This is a genomic window from Tenacibaculum sp. 190524A05c (assembly GCF_964036595.1).
Classification (GTDB): Bacteria; Bacteroidota; Bacteroidia; order Flavobacteriales; family Flavobacteriaceae; genus Polaribacter; species Polaribacter platacis.
Genome location: NZ_OZ038523.1, coordinates 2022642 through 2041683, shown reverse-complemented (window position 1 = coordinate 2041683; position 19042 = coordinate 2022642). Strand labels below are relative to the sequence as shown.

14 protein-coding genes are annotated in these 19042 nt (G+C 31.0%); 6 read left to right on the top strand and 8 right to left on the bottom strand.

Features of this window, described 5'->3' with window-relative positions:
- Nucleotides 1–55 precede the first annotated feature (55 nt).
- From ABNT61_RS08900 to ABNT61_RS08885, 4 genes are all read left to right on the top strand, one after another.
- Nucleotides 56–2959, top strand: coding sequence for a histidine kinase (locus ABNT61_RS08900; protein ID WP_348745649.1), 2904 nt, complete (start codon nt 56–58; stop codon nt 2957–2959).
- Entirely contained in the window at nt 2956–3711 is a 756-nt protein-coding gene (locus ABNT61_RS08895; protein ID WP_348745648.1) for a LytTR family DNA-binding domain-containing protein, read from the top strand. Before ABNT61_RS08900 ends, ABNT61_RS08895 begins: the two co-directional genes overlap by 4 nt.
- A gap of 100 nt (nt 3712–3811) precedes the next feature.
- Nucleotides 3812–7654, top strand: a complete 3843-nt coding sequence (locus tag ABNT61_RS08890) for an InlB B-repeat-containing protein (protein WP_348745647.1) — start codon at nt 3812–3814, stop codon at nt 7652–7654.
- A gap of 841 nt (nt 7655–8495) precedes the next feature.
- Complete coding sequence (locus tag ABNT61_RS08885) at nt 8496–9467, top strand: type IX secretion system membrane protein PorP/SprF (RefSeq protein WP_348723798.1); 972 nt, start codon at nt 8496–8498, stop codon at nt 9465–9467.
- A gap of 11 nt (nt 9468–9478) precedes the next feature.
- On the opposite strand, the gene murI is transcribed toward ABNT61_RS08885, so the two are convergent.
- From murI to ABNT61_RS08845, 8 genes are all read right to left on the bottom strand, one after another.
- Nucleotides 9479–10273: a glutamate racemase gene (gene murI / locus ABNT61_RS08880; RefSeq protein WP_348745646.1), complete on the bottom strand. Its 795-nt coding sequence runs from the start codon at nt 10271–10273 to the stop codon at nt 9479–9481.
- 68 nt (nt 10274–10341) lie between these two features.
- Nucleotides 10342–10851 (bottom strand): OmpH family outer membrane protein, encoded by a 510-nt coding sequence (locus ABNT61_RS08875; protein WP_348712655.1) that lies wholly within the window; start codon nt 10849–10851, stop codon nt 10342–10344.
- A 38-nt stretch (nt 10852–10889) separates the two neighbouring features.
- On the bottom strand, nt 10890–11732 hold the full coding sequence (locus ABNT61_RS08870) for an OmpH family outer membrane protein (protein ID WP_348745645.1): 843 nt from the start codon (nt 11730–11732) through the stop codon (nt 10890–10892).
- A gap of 60 nt (nt 11733–11792) precedes the next feature.
- Complete coding sequence (gene bamA, locus ABNT61_RS08865; protein ID WP_348745644.1) at nt 11793–14345, bottom strand: outer membrane protein assembly factor BamA; 2553 nt, start codon at nt 14343–14345, stop codon at nt 11793–11795.
- Nucleotides 14338–15090: an isoprenyl transferase gene (locus tag ABNT61_RS08860; protein ID WP_348712652.1), complete on the bottom strand. Its 753-nt coding sequence runs from the start codon at nt 15088–15090 to the stop codon at nt 14338–14340. The genes bamA and ABNT61_RS08860 overlap by 8 nt, the downstream gene beginning before the upstream one ends.
- Nucleotides 15091–15093: 3 nt before the next feature.
- Nucleotides 15094–15765 carry a DUF6089 family protein gene (locus tag ABNT61_RS08855; protein ID WP_348745643.1) on the bottom strand — a complete coding sequence of 224 codons (672 nt, stop codon included), beginning with the start codon at nt 15763–15765 and terminating at the stop codon, nt 15094–15096.
- 109 nt (nt 15766–15874) lie between these two features.
- Complete coding sequence (locus tag ABNT61_RS08850; protein ID WP_348723788.1) at nt 15875–16774, bottom strand: NAD kinase; 900 nt, start codon at nt 16772–16774, stop codon at nt 15875–15877.
- Nucleotides 16775–16800: 26 nt separating this feature from the next.
- Nucleotides 16801–17460 carry a CBS domain-containing protein gene (locus tag ABNT61_RS08845; protein WP_348745642.1) on the bottom strand — a complete coding sequence of 220 codons (660 nt, stop codon included), beginning with the start codon at nt 17458–17460 and terminating at the stop codon, nt 16801–16803.
- 60 nt (nt 17461–17520) lie between these two features.
- Here ABNT61_RS08845 and ABNT61_RS08840 point away from each other — a divergent pair, with 60 nt between their 5' ends.
- On the top strand, nt 17521–18234 hold the full coding sequence (locus ABNT61_RS08840) for a pyridoxine 5'-phosphate synthase (RefSeq protein ID WP_348745641.1): 714 nt from the start codon (nt 17521–17523) through the stop codon (nt 18232–18234).
- 2 nt (nt 18235–18236) lie between these two features.
- Entirely contained in the window at nt 18237–19007 is a 771-nt protein-coding gene (locus tag ABNT61_RS08835; RefSeq protein WP_348745640.1) for an alpha/beta fold hydrolase, read from the top strand.
- Nucleotides 19008–19042: the final 35 nt, after the last annotated feature.

The window sequence follows — 19042 nt, the reverse complement described above, 5'->3', positions numbered from 1 at the left end:
ATTTCTATTCATCAACTTCTAATTAATCGTAAATTTGAGATATAATAGTAATGTATTGAAAAAGTCTTTATTCCATATTTACTTTCTTTTACTTTTCTTGGGTATTCATGCCCAAGATCCAATTTCTATCCATATTACTGATAAGGATGGCTTTCCTGATAATGAGATTTATGATTTACTGCAAGATAAAAAAGGAGATATTTGGATAGCAGCAAATAAAGGATTGTTCAAATTTGATGGAAAAAACTTTACTCAATTAACGCATCCGAAAAAGCAAGGACGATCATTCTTTAATTTAACCTTAGACCCTTATGGCCGTGTTTGGTGTAATAATTTAGCAGGACAGTTTTTTTATGTTGAAGAAAATAAATTAGAGTTATTTGGAAACTATCAAAACATTATCAAAGGCGCGTATACGGATTTTGTTTTTTTGAATGATCAGCTTGTATTTAGAATTTATTTAGGAGAAGGAGCCCAAAAAGTTTGTGCAATAGATATAAAGACAAAGGAAAAAAGAGATTTACCTTTAACAGTTACTGGTACTTCTATGGGGTTTGTATTTAATGATATTCTATATTACACTTCTAAGGGATTTAAGTTGAAATCATATGATTTTGAAAATGAGGAAGCTAAATTAATTAGTGATCGAACGATTCATAATATTACTTTTTCAAATTTTTATAAACTTAAAGAAGGTTTTTGTCTTATAAAAAGCAATGCTGAACATAGAAATAATAGTTTTTATGAGTACGATAATGAGTTGCTACCAGTTGAAATTCCAAGAGCTTTAAATACCCATAGAATCGAAGGATTATTCGAAAGAGATAATAACTATTATTTCTCAACTTCCAATGGCATGTATATATGCACTAAAAAGAATAATTCATTAAAAATTAAGGATCATTACCTCAAAGGAATATTTGTAACAAAAGCATTGATAGATGTTAATAATAATTTATGGATATCAACATTAAATAATAGTATTTATATAATACCTAATGAGCAATTAAAAAAGATTTCCAATGTGAATAATATCTCTGTTTTAGAAAAGATAAATGATTCATCATGTTACATCGGAACCAGATCAGGTAAACTTTTAGAGTATTATAAAACATCTAATATTTTTAAAACAAACCTGGTTTCTAATAATTCATTTATAAGGAGTATATCATTCAATAAAAAGGCAGGAAAAACATTATATGCATCAGATAAGAGTTTTTTCACCTTCGATGCTTTTAACCGAAAGGATAGCATCAATATAATTAATACATCTGGAATTAAAAATACTGATGTAATTAACGATTCTACATATGTTGTTAGCTCATCTAGCGGTGTTTATATTGTGAAAGGGAAAAGTCAAATAGCAAGAATTACTTTTAAAAGAGCTTATACATCTTTGTTTTCAAAATCTAATAATCAACTTTATGTTAGTGATGTTGATGGTTTGAATTTATATTCGAATGATTTAAAGGCTAAAAAGGAAATTAAGATTAATCAAAATCCTATTTATACTTTTAAAATGACTGAATCTACAAATGAAATTGTATGGGTTTCTACTTATGATAAAGGTATTTATGGAATTAAAAATGGTATTGTAATAAAGAAATTGAATGAAGAAAATGGCCTTGCTTCAAATTTTGTGAATACAATTAATACTGACGGAAATGATTTATGGATTGCTACAGAAAAAGGAGTTCAACTGTACAATTCCAATACTGATTCATTTAAAATTTTAACAAAGCAAGACGGAATAAACTCTTATGCCATTAAGCATATAGAAGTTTTAGGAAATGATGTACTGTTATCTTCAAATTTGGGATTATTCAGTTTTGACAAAACGAAAATTTTCAAAGAGCGCAAACTTCAGAAACCGTATATCAAATCGGTTCAAATTCAAGAGAAAGACACTTTGATTCTTGCCAATTATAAATTACCCCAAGAATCAAGTAATGTTCGATTTAATTTTAATATCAAAGGTTTTCATTCCAATCAATCTATAATCTATCAATACATTTTAAAAGGAGTTGATAAAGATTGGATAACACTAACAAGAGGTTCGGATTATGTGAAGTTTAATAGTTTACCTGAAGGTGATTTCGAATTAAGATTTAGAATTATTGACGAGGTAAATGGAGAAGTTTCTGAAGGCGATAGCATTAATATTAAAGTAACTTTACCTTTTTATAAAACTGAATTGTTTTGGTTGTTTTCATCCGTGGTATCTATAATGATTGTGATCTTTTACTTTAGGAAAAGAACAAGAAGATTAAAAGAAACACAAAAAATACAATTGGAGAAAGCAGAGATCAATCGTGATTTGACCTTTTCTCAATTAGAGAATTTACGATCTCAAATGAATCCGCATTTCATTTTTAATGCATTAAATTCAATTCAGGATTATATAATAATCAATGAGAAAAAGCTTGCAAGAGATTACCTAGTTAGATTTGCCAAACTTATTCGTTTGTATTTGGATCAAAGTAGGAAGAACGAAATATCGTTAGAAGATGAATTGAGTACTCTAAATTTATATTTGGAACTCGAAAAGGAAAGATTTGAAGGTGATTTTGATTATGAAATTAGTGTTGATGAAGAATTAATAGAAAAGGATATTTATGTTCCGTCATTATTAATTCAACCTTATGTAGAAAATGCTCTAAAACATGGTTTGCTACACAAAACGGATGATAAAAAACTGGAAATTTCGTTTGTAAAAAATAGTGATACAAAAGCATTACAGTGTACCATTGTTGACAATGGAATAGGAAGAGAGTCTGCAGCGAAAATAAACGAAAAAAGACATAAAAGCCATGTTTCTTTTGCTACATCGGCTAATCAAAAAAGAGTTACTCTTTTAAATTCAGCTATGAATAAAAACATCCAAGTAAAAATAGTAGATCTTTATGATGAAGAGCGAAAAGGAATTGGTACTGTAGTAACTATAAACTTGCCCCTATGAAAGTAATAATAATCGATGATGAAAATAGATCTAGACGAGTATTAAGATCTATTTTAGAAGACAGTTGTAAGGAAATTCATACAATTTTAGAAGCTTCAAACCTTATTGAAGGAGTTAAGCTTATTAAAGATGAAAAACCATTGATTGTATTTCTTGATGTTGAAATGCCGAAACATTCAGGGTTAGAAATTCTCGATTTTTTCGAAAATGAACCTATCAACTTTCAAATAATTTTCACAACGGCTTATGAACAATATGCCGTTGAAGCATTTAAATTATCAGCTATTGATTATGTATTAAAACCAATTGATGAGAGAGAAATTGTCAAGGCATTTGAGCGAGCAAAACAGGTAAATAGCGATAATCAAATTAAAAATAAATTAGAAAATTTAGAAAAAGCTCTACATCAATTGTCACTAAATAAAATTGCATTAGAAGTTCCAAAGGGAATCATTTTCGTTTCTCATGAAGATATTATTTACTTCGAGGCTGATGGTGTTTATACAAAGGTCCATTTAGAAAATGGAAAAACCGAATTAATTTGTAGAACCTTAAAACATTTTACCGAGCAATTAGTGAACCAACCTTTATTCTATAAACCGCATCGATCGTATCTGATAAACTTAAAATTTATGAAAGAATTGGTGAAGAAAGATGGTTTTCATATTGTGATGAAAAACCTTAATACTATTCCAATTGCTAGAGATCGTAAAGACGAATTTATTCAAATGGTGAATAGAGTATTTAACTAATTGCAATTCACTTAAAAAACCTAACAGTTCACTAAATAAAAACAAGATCAGCTGTTTAAAATAACACCTTTGTTTTCATAATGTAAAAATGAAATTTATTATGAAAATAAAATTATGCTTATTGTTTTTATTTACATGTGTTCTGGTAAACGCACAAATTTTTGTAGATAAAGATGCCACAGGAAGTAATGATGGTTCTTCTTGGGGAAATGCTTATACCAATTTACAAGATGCACTGGCAAATGATTCCAGCGGTGATGAAATTTGGATAGCAGAAGGAAATTATTCTCCCGGGACAAATAGAACGGACAGTTTCATTTTAAACCAAACTAATGTCAAACTTTATGGTGGATTTAACGGTACAGAAACTCTTTTGTCTGATCGAAATGTATTGTTATACAAAACAATCTTAGATGGTGATGTTAATGGAGACGATACTGGTGTTGGTTATACTGGAGTTAACAGAGATGAGAATACTCTAAATATTGTAAAGATTCAGGCGAATAATTGTACTCTTGATGGAATTACGATTGCTAATGGTCATGCAAATGATTCTTCAACAAGCGATAATCAAGAAGGAAGTGCCATTTTAATAGATGCTCAAAATGTATCTATAAAAAATTCAAGTATTGAGAAGAATGTTGTTCAACGTTTTGGAGTTATTCAAATGATTGATCAAAGTGGTTTTTTGAATATTCAAAATACAACATTTAAAGATAATTATGGTAACGGAGGTGTTACTCTATATACAAGAGCAAGTGGAGATACTTTAAATATTACTATTACTAATAGTTTATTTGTAAATAACACTTTAGAATCTGCTTCTCCTTCAGGAGGAGGTAGTACGGGTATTATATGGTTTAGACAGGATCTTAATTTTTCACAAAATGTAACAATTACGAACTGTACATTAGTGAATAATAAAAATGAAACTAGAGGAACTGCTAATGTAAGTGTTCCAGCAACTTTAATTAATGCATCTAGGTCGTCTTCGAATACAAGATCTTCTTCTGTAAACGTGTATAATTCTATTTTTTGGGGAAATAGGAACTCTATAAATGGAACTATGACTTCAGTTGGGAATGATACTTCTCAGACAGGAACTAATGATTTTGTAGTTGAAACATCTGTTGGTGAAGATAATTTCAATAATTTCCCTACGCTCGATTTTATTTTTAATATTAACGCTAGTACAGCGAACATTTCCAATGCTAATCCAGTCTTTACAAGTAGTACAGATTTTACTCTTCAATCTTCTTCACCATTTGTAAATAACGGGGATTCTTCTAAAATGCCGAGTGGAATTACTACAGACCTTCTAGGCAATGAAAGAATTCAATCTTTAAGTATAGATTATGGCTGTTATGAATCTTCGCATACTACAGCAAATTTAAATGTGATTTTTGTTGATAAGGATGCAACAGGAAATAATGATGGAAGTTCTTGGACGAATGCATATACCGACCTACAAGATGCACTAGCTAACGATGCGAGTAACACTGTAGTTTGGATAGCAGAAGGAATGTATTCTCCTGGATCAATTAGAACAGATAGTTTTGTACTTGATCAATCGAATGTTAAACTATATGGCGGATTTAATGGAACAGAAAGCCAGTTATCGGATAGGGATTTTACACAATACAAAACTATTTTGGATGGAGATGTTAACGGTGATGATTCTGGTGTAGGTTATACAGGCGTAAATCGTACTGATAATACAATTCATATTGTAAAAATTCAAGCTGATAATTGTATTCTCGATGGACTTACAATAGCTAACGGTCACGCCGATAAATCATCAGCAAATGAATCTCAAGAAGGAAGTGCAATATTAATACAAGCGACTAATGTAACGGTTAAAAACTGTAGCATTGAGAAAAATGTAGTAAGTCGTTTTGGTGTTGTTCAAATGATCGATCAAAATGGTTTTTTAAATATTGAGAACACGATATTCAAAAATAACTATGGAAACGGAGGGGTTACGTTGTATACCAGAGCAAGTAATGATATTTTGGATATAAAAATTACGAACTGTTTATTTGAAAATAATACTCTAGAATCAATTAATCCTACAGGTCAAGGTAATTCTGGAATTATTTGGTTTAGACAAGACCTTAATTTTTCTCAAAGAGTAACAATTACCAATTGTACTTTTGCGTATAATAAAAATAACACCAATTCAAGTAGTGATGCAACATTAATAAATGCGTCGAGAATTTCAAGTGTAGGTCAGCTCAATTCTTTACATGTATATAATTCTATCATTTGGGAAAATAGAAATGCGGCTAATAATGTAATGATCTCTATGCTAAATGATACCAATCAATTGGATTTTCAAGAGTATAAAGTTGGAAATTCGGTAGGACAAGATGGTTTTGGTAATATTTCAAATACTACAGGAATAGGTACTAGTAATCCTTTATTCACTAATGCTTTGAACGGTGATTTTACACTGAAATCAAACTCGCCGGTTATAGACACTGGAGACAATTCAAAAATTCCTTCGGGAATATTTACACTTGATTTACAAGGTAACGAACGTATTTTTAATACAACCGTAGATATGGGAGCTTATGAGTTTAATCCTAGTACGGTAGACCAATTTACGTTAACATTAAATACTACGAATGGTTCTGTTTCAACAAATCCGAATCCAGTTGGTGGAACATATGATGATGGAACATCAGTTACAATAACAGCTACTCCTGATGCTGGTTACCAGTTTGATGGTTGGAGTGGAGATGCATCTGGTACAACCAATCCATTGAGCATAACTATGGATGCGGATAAAACGATTACAGCAATGTTTTCACCAATACAACGAACATTAACAATAAATGCTACAAATGGTTCTGTTTCAACAAATCCAAATCCAGTTGGTGGAACATACGATGATGGAACATCGGTTACATTAACAGCTACTCCTGACTCTGGTTACCAGTTTGATGGTTGGAGTGGAGATTCATCTGGTACAACAAATCCTTTAAGTATAACTATGGATGGGGATAAAACAGTTACAGCAATATTTTCTCCTATCCAAAGGAATCTTACCATAAATGCTACTAACGGTTCAGTTTCAACAAATCCAAATCCAGTTGGTGGAACATACGACGATGGAACATCGGTTACATTAACTGCAACTCCTGATGCTGGTTACCAGTTTGATGGTTGGAGTGGAGATGCATCTGGTACAACCAATCCATTGAGCATAACTATGGATGCGGATAAAACGATTACAGCAATGTTTTCACCAATCCAAAGAACACTTACCTTAAATGCTACGAATGGTTCAGTTTCAACAAATCCAAATCCAGTTGGTGGAACATACGATGATGGAACATCGGTTATATTAACGGCTACTCCTGATGCTGGTTACCAGTTTGATGGATGGAGTGGAGATGCATCTGGTACAACTAATCCATTAAGTATTACTATGGATGCTGATAAAACGGTAACAGCAATGTTTTCACCAATTCAAAGAACATTAACTATAAATGCAACTAACGGAGGTGTTACAGTAAGTCCAAATCCTGTTAATGGAACATATGACGATGGTACTATAGTTACACTTACTGCAATACCAGATTCAGGTTATCAATTCGATTCGTGGAGTGGAGATGCAACTGGTACGACAACTCAAGTTACAATTACTATGGATGCTGATAAAACAGTTACAGCGAGTTTTTCTACAACTTTAGGAGTGAATGAAGAACAGTTTAAAGTTCCATTTAAGTTGTATCCAAATCCTGTTAATACTTTATTACACATCGAATCTCAAGAAAGCATTAAAAAGGTAAAAGTTTATAATAGTCTTGGTCGAGAAGTAATTATTTCTTCAACTACGTCTGATATAATTGATGTTACAAATCTTGCTAATGGAATCTATTTTATGATTATTGAAACAGAGAATGGTAAAGGAGTAAGAAGGTTTATAAAAAGATAACTCATAATGAAAAAGAGTAAAGATAATTACCGGTTTGAAATGACACTAATTTTAATGTATAGCATCATTTTTTACCTAATAGCTTTGCTTTAGAAATTGAAACTCCTCTATAAAAGGGGAGTTTTTTTATATACAAGATTATTTATTACTTCAAATTCTGGCTATTGAGAAAATCTTAATATAGTTGGTAGGGGAAGAGGTTAGGTTAACTGTTATTATAGATGTAATAACTAATGCTCAAAACTTTAGCAAAAGGCATAACTTATAAGTGAAGGTAGTTAAATGTTCATTTTAAGTGTAGAATCATATCAAACGAGATGTTATACTATGAATAAAAGTAAAGATAATTACACGTTCGAAATTACATTGGTAATTATGTATAGTTTTATAATAAGCCTTATAGCTTTTGCTATAATCTAAAAAAGAAGCCCTTCTATGCTTTTAGAAGGGCTCATTTCTTATTCGGTAGTTCGAGAAGAACGTGGGGGGAATGTGAACTAAAGATAATATTAACTTATGTTAATAAAAAGCTAAATAAGATTTGACTTTAGTTAAAATTTGTCTTTTTTAGATATAATTTTTAAAAAGAGACACATCTATATAAGATATTTAAAGAGTTATCGTTAATCATTTGGCGTATATGATGTTCAGCTCGTTTAAATAAGGGAGGAGTAATTTTTTTGTACGAAATCTTAGACGGAAAGTTCTATTTATTGAATTTTTTGTTTTTTTTTGAATTTAAACCTAAGTTTTCTGCAAACATTTCACCTTCTTTAACATTTAATATTAATGAGTTGCGAGGGAAAAAGTATATATTTGCCAGCTTAATGTACATGTTTCAATGAAGGGATTGATTAAATTTAGTTTTTTGGTTTTGGCGGCTGTGGGGATACAGGCTCAAGAAACCTTACCAATATATCAAGATTACTTATCTGATAATGTTTATTTAATCCATCCAGCGGCTGCTGGTATTGGAGATTGTGGTAAAATTAGATTAACTGCAAGAACCCAGTGGTTAGGTGTAGATAATGCACCAGAATTACAAACATTAAGTTTTCACGCAAAAACAGGTCCCGATTCAAAAGCAGCTTACGGAGCAATTGTTTTTAATGATAAAAACGGTTTTCATTCTCAACAAGCATTCCAAGGAACTTATGCTTACCATTTAGAGTTAGATAGAGGAAATACCTTTAACCAATTATCGTTCGGTTTGTCAATGTCTGCAGTTCAAAATCAAGTTGATCAAAGTACATTTTCAGGAGATCCTACGGTAAGACAATTAATTGAAAGTGAATTATATGTTAATGCGGATTTCGGTTTAGGATATCACTACAAAGGATTGTCTAGTTATTTAACCATTAAGAATATATTTTTATCTGCTAAAGATAATCTAAGAAACGAATTTGATGCTTTAAATCTTAGAAATTACATTTTAGGAGCAGGTTACTTTTTTGGAGATGAAACTAAGATTCAATACGAGCCTTCATTTATGTTCCAGTTTAAAGAACAAACTCAAGAGAAGATTTTGGATCTTAACGTAAAAGTTTACAAAAATTTTAAAAAGACCAGATTATGGTTAGCGGCTTCATTTAGAAGTTCTTTTGGAGGAAATACTTTTGGTAATTCTCAGCATATATCTCCAATATTTGGAGTTAACTTTAATCGTTTTATGGTTTCTTATACCTACACTAAACAATTTGGAGATATATTATTTTCAGATGCAGGATTTCATCAAATCTCTTTAGGATTAAATGTGTTGTGTAGAAAGAAGAGATTAGCTGCTTGTCCAAATATCAACGGACAATTATTCTAAAAGAAATTTACTTAAAAGTGTTTTTGAATAATATTTACATTGGTGTATCCTTTTAGGATGTGCTGTAGAACGGTTTTGTCTTTATTGATATAAAAAACATTTTCTTTACTATTGGGATGTTGAGATAGTAAATTTAATTGCTGAAGAATATTCTTTGTTTGTCTTGCAACAGCTTCGCCAGAATCAATGATTTTTAAGCTTTCTCCAACTATTTTTTTTATTTTAGGTATCAAGTAAGGATAATGTGTGCAACCTAAAACTAAACAGTCTACATGTTCTTTAAGCATAGGTTGTAAATATCGTTGTAATAATTCATCCATTTCTGGAGAATTTATCTGATTACTTTCAATTAGCTCAACTAATCCTTCACCAATTTGTTCAATAATTTGGACTTCTTGATCAATTTTAGAAGAGGTTTTTTCGAACAATTCGCTATTTAAAGTTCCCTTCGTAGCAAGTATTCCAATTTTCTTTGATTCGGTAAGAATGGAAGCAGGTTTTATAGCAGGTTCTATACCAATAAAAGGTACATCGTATGAGCTACGCAAATATTTAATTGAATTAGTAGTAGCAGTATTACAAGCAACAACTATAATTTTACAATTTTGTTCTAGTAAAAACTCAGTATTTTTTATAGAAAGTTCAAGGATTTTTTGACGAGATTTTTGGCCGTAAGGAGCATTAAAACTATCGGATAGATAAATAGTTTGCTCGTTAGGTAATAATGAATGAATTTCTTTCCAAATGGAAGTTCCTCCAATTCCGGAATCAAAAATGCCTATAGGTTGTTTTTCTGATGAATTCATTACTAATACAAAAATAAAAATCCTGCTTACATGAAGCAGGATTTTATAATAATATTATTAGGTTATAATTAGAATCCTAATTTAGCTTTTACGGCAGCAAGAATATCTTCTCCTTTGTCGTAAACTAATAAACCTTTACCTGGAGAAGCATCAAGAACGTAAATGAATCCTTTCTCAGCAGCTACAGCTTTAATTGCATCTTCTGCTTTCTTTAAAATTGGTGTAGTTTTCTCTTGGTATCTCTTAGCCATTTCTTGATTCATAGTTTGCTCAGCTTGAGCAATCTTTTGACGATCTAACTGAACTTCTTGAGCTCTTTTTACGTTAACCTCTTGTGTTTGTGTTTTACCTTCAGCTTCGTATTTTTTAATTTTAGCGTCAAGTTTCTTAAACATTCCTTCGATATCGCTTCTATATGTAGTTCTTAATTTATCAAGCTCAGCTTTTAATGCTTTTGTTTCTGGCATCTCAGCTAATAATTTGTCGGTATTAATATGTGCCACTTTTTGAGCATTCGCCACACCACCTAATCCAATCGTAAAAATCGCAACTAATAATAACGTCTTTAAATGTTTCATGTTTGTTATAATTTTAATTTTATGTTCCTTTTTTCGTGTTATTTACCTGTTTTATTATCTCCGTCAGTCTTCTTATCTTCTTCCTGCTTCTTTTTGTCTTCTTCTTCTTTCTTTTTCGCCGCCTCTTTTGCTTTTTTCAAAGCTTCTTTCTTTTCTCTAAGTAATCTTCTTTTTTCTTCTCTTGCCTTTAAACGAGCTTGTCTTTTTTCTTCAATCTCCTTTAATTTCTTTTCTCTATCAGATAACTTCTTTTGTTTTAAAGCTTCTTTTTTAGCTTGTCTTTGCTTCGCTTCTTCAGATAATTCATTATTACTTAATAATTCTTTCTTAGCAGCTATTTTATCACGCTTAGACTTCTTTTTCTGATCAATATTTATAAGCTTCAAAACTAGGCCGCTAATATCGTGTTTTTTATTAGAATACAACATTATTAACTCACTAGATTTATCAAAAACAAAATCGTACTTTTTACGAGATGCAATCGTCTGTACAGCATTGTATACTTGATCTTGAATCGGCTGAATTAGCTTCTTTCTCATAATATACATATCACCATCCGTGCCAAAGTATAAAGACTCTAATTTTCTAAGTGCATCTTGCTTTACAGAAATGTCTTCTTCACGCTCTGCGATTAGCTCTGGAGTTAATATGGCTTTTTCATTAGCTAAGTCAGTTTTTAAAACTTCAATAGCTCTTGCTTCTTTATCAAGATTAGCTCTCCATTTTGCGACTTTATCATTCAAAGCATTTTGAGCTTCTATATATTGGGGTATATTTTGTAAAATATAATCCATATCAATAAAAGCAAGTCTTTGATATTTTTGCGCAGCAACGCTACTTACAATAAGTAAAAGAACGAATGTTAAAATGTTTTTTTTCATCTTTATAATGTGTTTAGAAAAAACCGTGCCAAAAGCAATACACATCACAAATGTAAGTTTTTAGAACTGTCTTCCAATAATAAAATGCGTTTGCCATCCAGATTTTTCTGTAAATCCTGGTAAAGGATCGAATCCGTGGGCAAAATCAATACCTAATAATCCGAACGCTGGCATAAATATACGAACACCTAGTCCAGCAGAACGCTTCAATTCAAACGGATTAAATGTACTAAAATTGTCATAAGCATTACCAGCTTCTAAAAATCCTAGTGTATAAATGGAAGCAGATGGTTTATCTGTGATTGAATAACGTAATTCTAATTGGAATTTATTGTAGATGGATCCTCCTTCAACAGAAGAAATTCTGTTGTTTTCATAACCTCTTAAACCTACAATTTCTCTACCGTCTAATTGTCCTTGAGCAATTCCATCTCCACCAACAAAATAACGTTCAACCGGAGTTAATCCTAAATCGTCATTATAAGTTCCTAAATAACCCATTTCAAAATTAGACATTAAAACTAATTTCTTAGCTAATGAAGTATACCATTTACCTTTTGCAGATATTTTATAGTATTCTAGCCAATTGTAACGATCAGCTAAAAAGTCTTGACGCTCATCATCTGTTAAATTAGCTGGTTCTGTTAAGTCTTTTCCGTTTACTAAAGAGTAAGGGAAAGTTGCTTTCGCTCTCAATGTAAATTGTGAACCGTAAGTAGGGAAAATTAAACTTGGACCTGCAGAGTTTCTACTTAATGTAACAGTATATGCAAGGTTGTTTAAATCTCCATTGTTCAGAATAGAGTTAGAGTTACCCACTCGATAAGGGAAATCATCTAAAGCAATTCTTTGATAACTTATATTTTGTGATAATTGGAAGAAATCATCTGGCCATTGTAATCTTTTACCTAACCCGATAGATGCTCCGAAAATACCTAAACTTTGTCCTCTATCAACAGTGTTTGTTCTGAAATCAAAACGATATTGATTCGAGAAATAAACAGAGAATGATAAAGATTGTGGTTTTTTACCTCCTAACCAAGGTTCTGTAAATGATAAACTATAGGTATTGTTTGTTCTACTCGCTTGTAAACGTAAAGATAAGCTTTGTCCGTCTCCCATAGGAAGTGGAGTATAAGCATCTTTATTGAAAATGTTTCTGATAGAGAAGTTGTTAAATGAAAGTCCTAAAGTTCCAATAAACGATCCTCCACCGAATCCTCCTTGAAGTTCAATTTGACTACCTCCTTTTTCTACTACAGAAAATTCAATATCAGCAGTTTTATTTTGATAGTCTGGTTTTACATCAGGAACAACATTTGTATCAAAGAAACCTAACTGACCAATTTCACGAATCGAACGGATAATATTTTGTCTACTAAATAAATCACCTGGTTTAACTCTTAATTCTCTATAAATTACATGATCATTAGTTTTGTCATTACCAACAACAGTTACTTTTCTAATTCTTGCAGGTTCATCTTCTCTAATTCTAATTTCAACTGTAATAGAGTCATTCTTTACCTTAGTTTCTACTGCATTTACAGAAGAGAATAAGTATCCATTGTTATGATATAATGTTTGGATATCCTGAGAATCAGGAGTACCATCACCAGATATTCTTTCTTTTAAAACTTTTCCGTTGTATACATCTCCTTTTTCAATCTTTAAAAATTGATTTAAGAAATCGTCAGTATATCTTTTATTTCCAACAAATACAATATCAGCAAAACGATATTGTCTTCCTTCTTCTAATTCAATTTGGATATTAATTGTATTGTCTTCGTTCCAAGTAAGTTGGTGATTCAAGATTCGTGCATCTCTATACCCTAACTCGCTATAGCGTTCTAAAATACTTTCTAAATCCGTTTTAAAATCATCTTCAATATATTTAGAAGATTTCCAAAAACGACCCAAGAACTTTCTCTTAGTGTTTTTCATTAATCCTCTTAACTTTCCTTGAGATAATGCTTTGTTTCCTACAAAGTCAATATTCTTAATCTTAATACGATCTCCTTTATCAATATGAATAAACATACTTACGGTATTCGTATCTGTAGTGTCTCTTTTGGTATTTAAAGATACCTTAGTTTTTAAGAATCCTTTGTCGGTATATTTTTTTGTAATGTAGTTTCGCGTAGTTACAATTAAGTTATCGGTAACCTGTACACCTCTTTTTAATTCAGTTTCTTTCTGAATTTCTTTAGTTTTAGATTTACTAACTCCTGTTATTGTTACTGTATTTAACTTTGGAAGTTCAACAACATCAAATTGTAAATAAACTGTAGTTCCATCAATTTTTGATAAGTATACGTCAACAGCACTAAACTGCTTACTCTCGTATAATTTTTTAATTGCACTAGTTAATTTGTCTCCAGGTAGTTTGATAGGTTGTCCTTCTACTAATCCTGTATAAACTTTTACTGTAGATTCTGTAAATTTTTGTAATCCTGTAACTGTAAAGCCACCTAAAATATATTCTTTACCTTTTTCGTAATCAATTTTAGTAGTAACCTTTGTACTAGGATTAATAGTATCTTTTGGTGTGTCCTGAGCTGTTGTAATCGCGGTACCAGCGAAAACTAAAAATACTAATAATAACTTTCTATACATCTGTTCCAATCTGTTCACTTGTCTTTCCAAATCTACGTTCTCTGTTTTGATAGTTTATTATTGCGTCGAAAAGGTGTTCTTTTCTAAAGTCTGGCCATAATACATCCGTAAAGTAGAGTTCTGCATATGCCATTTGCCACAATAAGAAATTGCTGATTCTTTGTTCCCCACTAGTTCGAATCATTAAATCAACGTCGGGCAAATTAAATGTATATAAATGATTATTTATAATTTTTTCATCAATTTTTTTTACATCAATTTCGTTATTAACAACTTTTTTAGATATGTTTTTGATAGCATTAACAATTTCCTCACGGCTACCATAACTTAAAGCAAATGTTAGTGTTATAGTGCTGTTGTTTCGAGTTTCATGAATAACTTCTTGAAGCACTCTTTGTGCTTTTTTAGGTAATTTTTCTGTAGCTCCGATGCTATTTACCTTAATTCCGTTTTTATGAAAATCAGGTAATTCTTTGCGAAGAGAGTTTATTAATAAACTCATTAATGCATCAACTTCTAGTTTTGGTCTATTCCAGTTTTCTGTAGAAAAGGCGTAAAGAGTAATAAATTTTGTTCCAATATCGGCAGAAGCTTCAACCGCTTGTCTAACTGCTGTTAAGGCATTTCTATGACCAAAAACACGCTGCATGCCTTGTTTTTTAGCCCACCTACCATTACCATCCATAATAATGGCGATATGTCTAGGAACGTTATTTAAGTTTATACCTCGTAGTTTTTCATCCATAAATCATTCATTATCTGCATAACAAGCCGGTCTTCCAAAAGTATATACTAATGAAAACCCGGTAAAAGTATAAAAATCATTACCATTACCACCAAAATTTAGTGAAGTAATTTTATCCGTAGTGTAATCAATATCGTCAACAAAAGTAAGGCGAACGGCAGACTCAAATGCAAAAGCTAAATGATCGGAAATTCTACCTTTAATTCCTATTCCTAAAGGAACGGCCAGTGAAAATTCGTTTGTAAATTGTACATTTCCACCTACTATAGATTCTGGAACTTTATAGTTGAAAGCAGCAACTTGTGCTAATATATATGGTGTAAATGTTTGTCCTAATGAACGAACGTTATATTCGAAAAAATTAAATTCTAATCCTCCTGCGAATTCGTGTAAGGTATTATTAAAACTAAAGTTTCTTTGTTCTCTGAATAAATTATCAGCGTCATTATCATCTCCACTGATAGGAAGAGCTGTATAGTTAGCTCTTAATGCTATTCTTGGATTAAGGTTGTATTTATAAACAATTCCTCCTGCAAATTTGTTAGGTAGTACATAATGAGTACGTCCTATGTCTCCTATAAAGTTTGATCCACCAAGGAAAATCCCTGCTTCATGGATTTGTGCAAAAGAAACAGTTGTTATAAATGTAAATAATATTAATATAAACCTCTTCATTGTAAGAAATAGCGTGCAAATATATGGAATTGAATTTGCTTTAAAAAGTTAATAATCTGTCTTTTTGATTAACTTTCTTTTTAGAGAATTATTGTGGTGAATTATGGTTTTAAGAGGATGCTTGATTTCGGATATCTTCTCCCCACAATAATTTTTTTCGTAATGTTTTTAAATATGATTGATCTTCTAGTTGTATAGTTTTGATTGTAAAAGGTGCTTTTTCAATATATACCTTAGTTTCTTGAGGTACAGTGGTTATCCTTGAATCTAAAGAGATAAGAAAATCTTTTTCTCTCGCGCTTATCTCTAATTGAATAGAGGTGTCTTCTGGAATAACTATTGGTCTTGCATTTAAATTATGAGGCGCAATTGGTGTAATTATTAAACTTGTAGAGTCGGGTAAAATTACAGGACCATTGCAGCTTAATGAATATCCTGTAGACCCAGTAGGAGTGGCGATAATTAAACCATCTGCCCAATAATTGGTTAAATATTCTTCATTTAAATAGGTTTTAATACCAATCATAGAAGTTGTGTTTCTTCTGGCGATAGTTATTTCATTCAACGCGAAATTTACTTCCGAAAACGTATTCGTTTCTGGAATTGTTTTTAGCTGTAAAAGTGTTCTTTCTTGAATGGAATATTTCCCTTCCATCAATAAAGCAATTGCTTCTTTGATTTCTTTCTTTTGGACTGTTGCTAAAAAACCTAATCTACCTGAATTTATGCCTAAAATAGGAATGTTTAAATCACGAACATAAGTTACTGCTCTAAGAATCGTTCCATCACCACCAACAGAAAATAATGCGTCAAAAGAATCTGAAAGATCATCGAAACTTGCAAAAACAGGATATTTCTTGTTTAAAATATCATGTTCTGAAAGCAGGTTGTAAAAATCCTTTTCAATAAAAATTACGGTATTATATTTTTCTAAAACCTTGATTAAAGTTTTAATCTCTTTCTCACTAGAAACAGAATAAGATTGCGCATATATAGCTACTTTTTTCAATGGATAATGGTTTTTAATTCAAAGAATTACATGTCAAGATATTTCTTGAAATAATTCGCTCTGTCTTTTAATTCTTCTAGGTACATGTCGTCTTCTAACTGAGAGATTACACTGTAATCATATCTTCTAAAAGTTTGAATAATTTCATTCATTTCTTCTGAAGAAATTTTTAAAGTTACCTCAACATCATCAACAGTTTCTCTAGAAACGTATAAACCTAATAGTTTCGCTTTGTTACTTTCAACTATTTGAGAGATTTGACTCATAGAAAAGTCCGCTTTTGACTTCGAAACAATAAGCGTAATATTGTCATTATGCATAAAAGGGCTATCAGCAAAAACATCCAAAATATCTCTTAAATCATAATAACCAATATAATTTTGTTGCTCTTCTAATACAGGAATAATGTTACAATCGTTCTCTGCGAACAATGAAATTAATTCTAGTAATGATGATTTTTTATGAGCATGAAAATGCTGAATTAAATGAATGTATTCCTGTAAAGATGCATTTGTATTTTCAATAGTTTGAATATCATCTTCCGCAAAGCATCCAACTAATTTATTGTCTTTTACAACTGGAATATGTGTAATAGGTAAATGTTCACATAAATTAAGCGCGTCACTTACAGTGTTCTCAGGGGAAAGCGCTTTAATTTCCTTTAAAATGTAGTCATTAATATTCATTGTTACGAATATAGTTTAAAAACTTTTAATAGGTTATTTTTGTAACCTTAAAATACCGAGATGACAAAATTAAGTGTAAATATTAATAAAATAGCTACGCTAAGAAATTCAAGAGGTGGAAATGTGCCTAATTTAGTACAAGTAGCAAAAGATGTTCAAGATTTTGGAGCAAATGGAATTACAATTCATCCAAGGCCAGATGAACGTCATATTCGTTATCAAGATGCTTACGATTTAAAACCTGTAGTTACCACAGAATACAATATTGAAGGGAATCCAATTCAAAAGTTTACTGATTTGGTGTTAGATATCAAGCCAACTCAAGTAACGTTAGTACCAGATGGTGAAGATGTACTTACTTCAAATGCAGGATGGAATACAATTAAACATCAATCTTATTTAAAAGAAGTAGTAGCTGAGTTTAAAAATGCAGGGATCCGTACTTCGATTTTTATTGAAACTGATTTAAAATTGATCGAAGGAGCTGCAAAAACAGGAGTAGATAGAATTGAATTGTATACTGAGGATTTCGCTAAGGAATTTGAGAAAGGAAACAAAGAAGCTGTTAAACCTTATATAGAAGCTGCAGTTTTAGCTCATGAATTAGGATTAGGTATAAATGCAGGTCATGATTTAAACTTAGATAACATTGAGTTTTTTAAAAATAATATTCCGAATCTAGCTGAAGTATCAATTGGTCATGCTTTAATCTCTGAAAGTATTTATTTAGGAATTGAAAATGTTGTGAATATGTATTTACATCGACTACAATAATTATGGAGAATATTTTACATTCTAAAATAGTTGGAGAAGGAAAACCATTACTAATATTACATGGTTTTTTTGGTATGGGTGACAACTGGAAAAGCTTGGCTAATAAATTTGCTGAAGAAAATTTTGAGGTTCACTTAGTTGATCAAAGGAATCATGGTAGAAGTTTTCATTCAGAAGAGTTTAATTATGATCTTTTAGTTGAGGATTTATACAAGTACATTCAATATCATAACTTAGATAAGATAGATTTACTTGGGCATTCAATGGGAGGGAAGACTGTAATGTTATTCGCTACTAAATATCCAGAAGTAATCGATAAATTAATGGTTGCTGATATAGCTCCTAAAGTTTATCCGCCACATCATCAAGATATAATAAGAGCATTAAACTCAATTGATTTTTCAATTCATAGTACTCGTAAATTAATCGATGCAAAATTATCAGAGCTAATTCCTCAAATGGGTGTTCGTCAGTTTTTACTTAAGAATACGTATTGGATAGAAAAAGGACAATTAGCATTTCGTTTTAATTTAAAATCACTTACTGAGAATTATGAAGAGATTATAAAATCCTTGCCTGTTGGAAGTGTTTTTAATGGAAATACATTGTTCCTAAGAGGAGGGAATTCTCAATATATCTTAGATGAAGATGCTCCATTATTGAATGCGCACTTTCCGAAATATAGTCTGGAAACAATTACCAATGCCGGGCACTGGTTACATGCAGAAAATCCTAAGGATTTTTATGAAGCAGTAATCAATTTTATAAAATAAAGAAAAGCATCTTGTAATTTTACAAGATGCTTTCT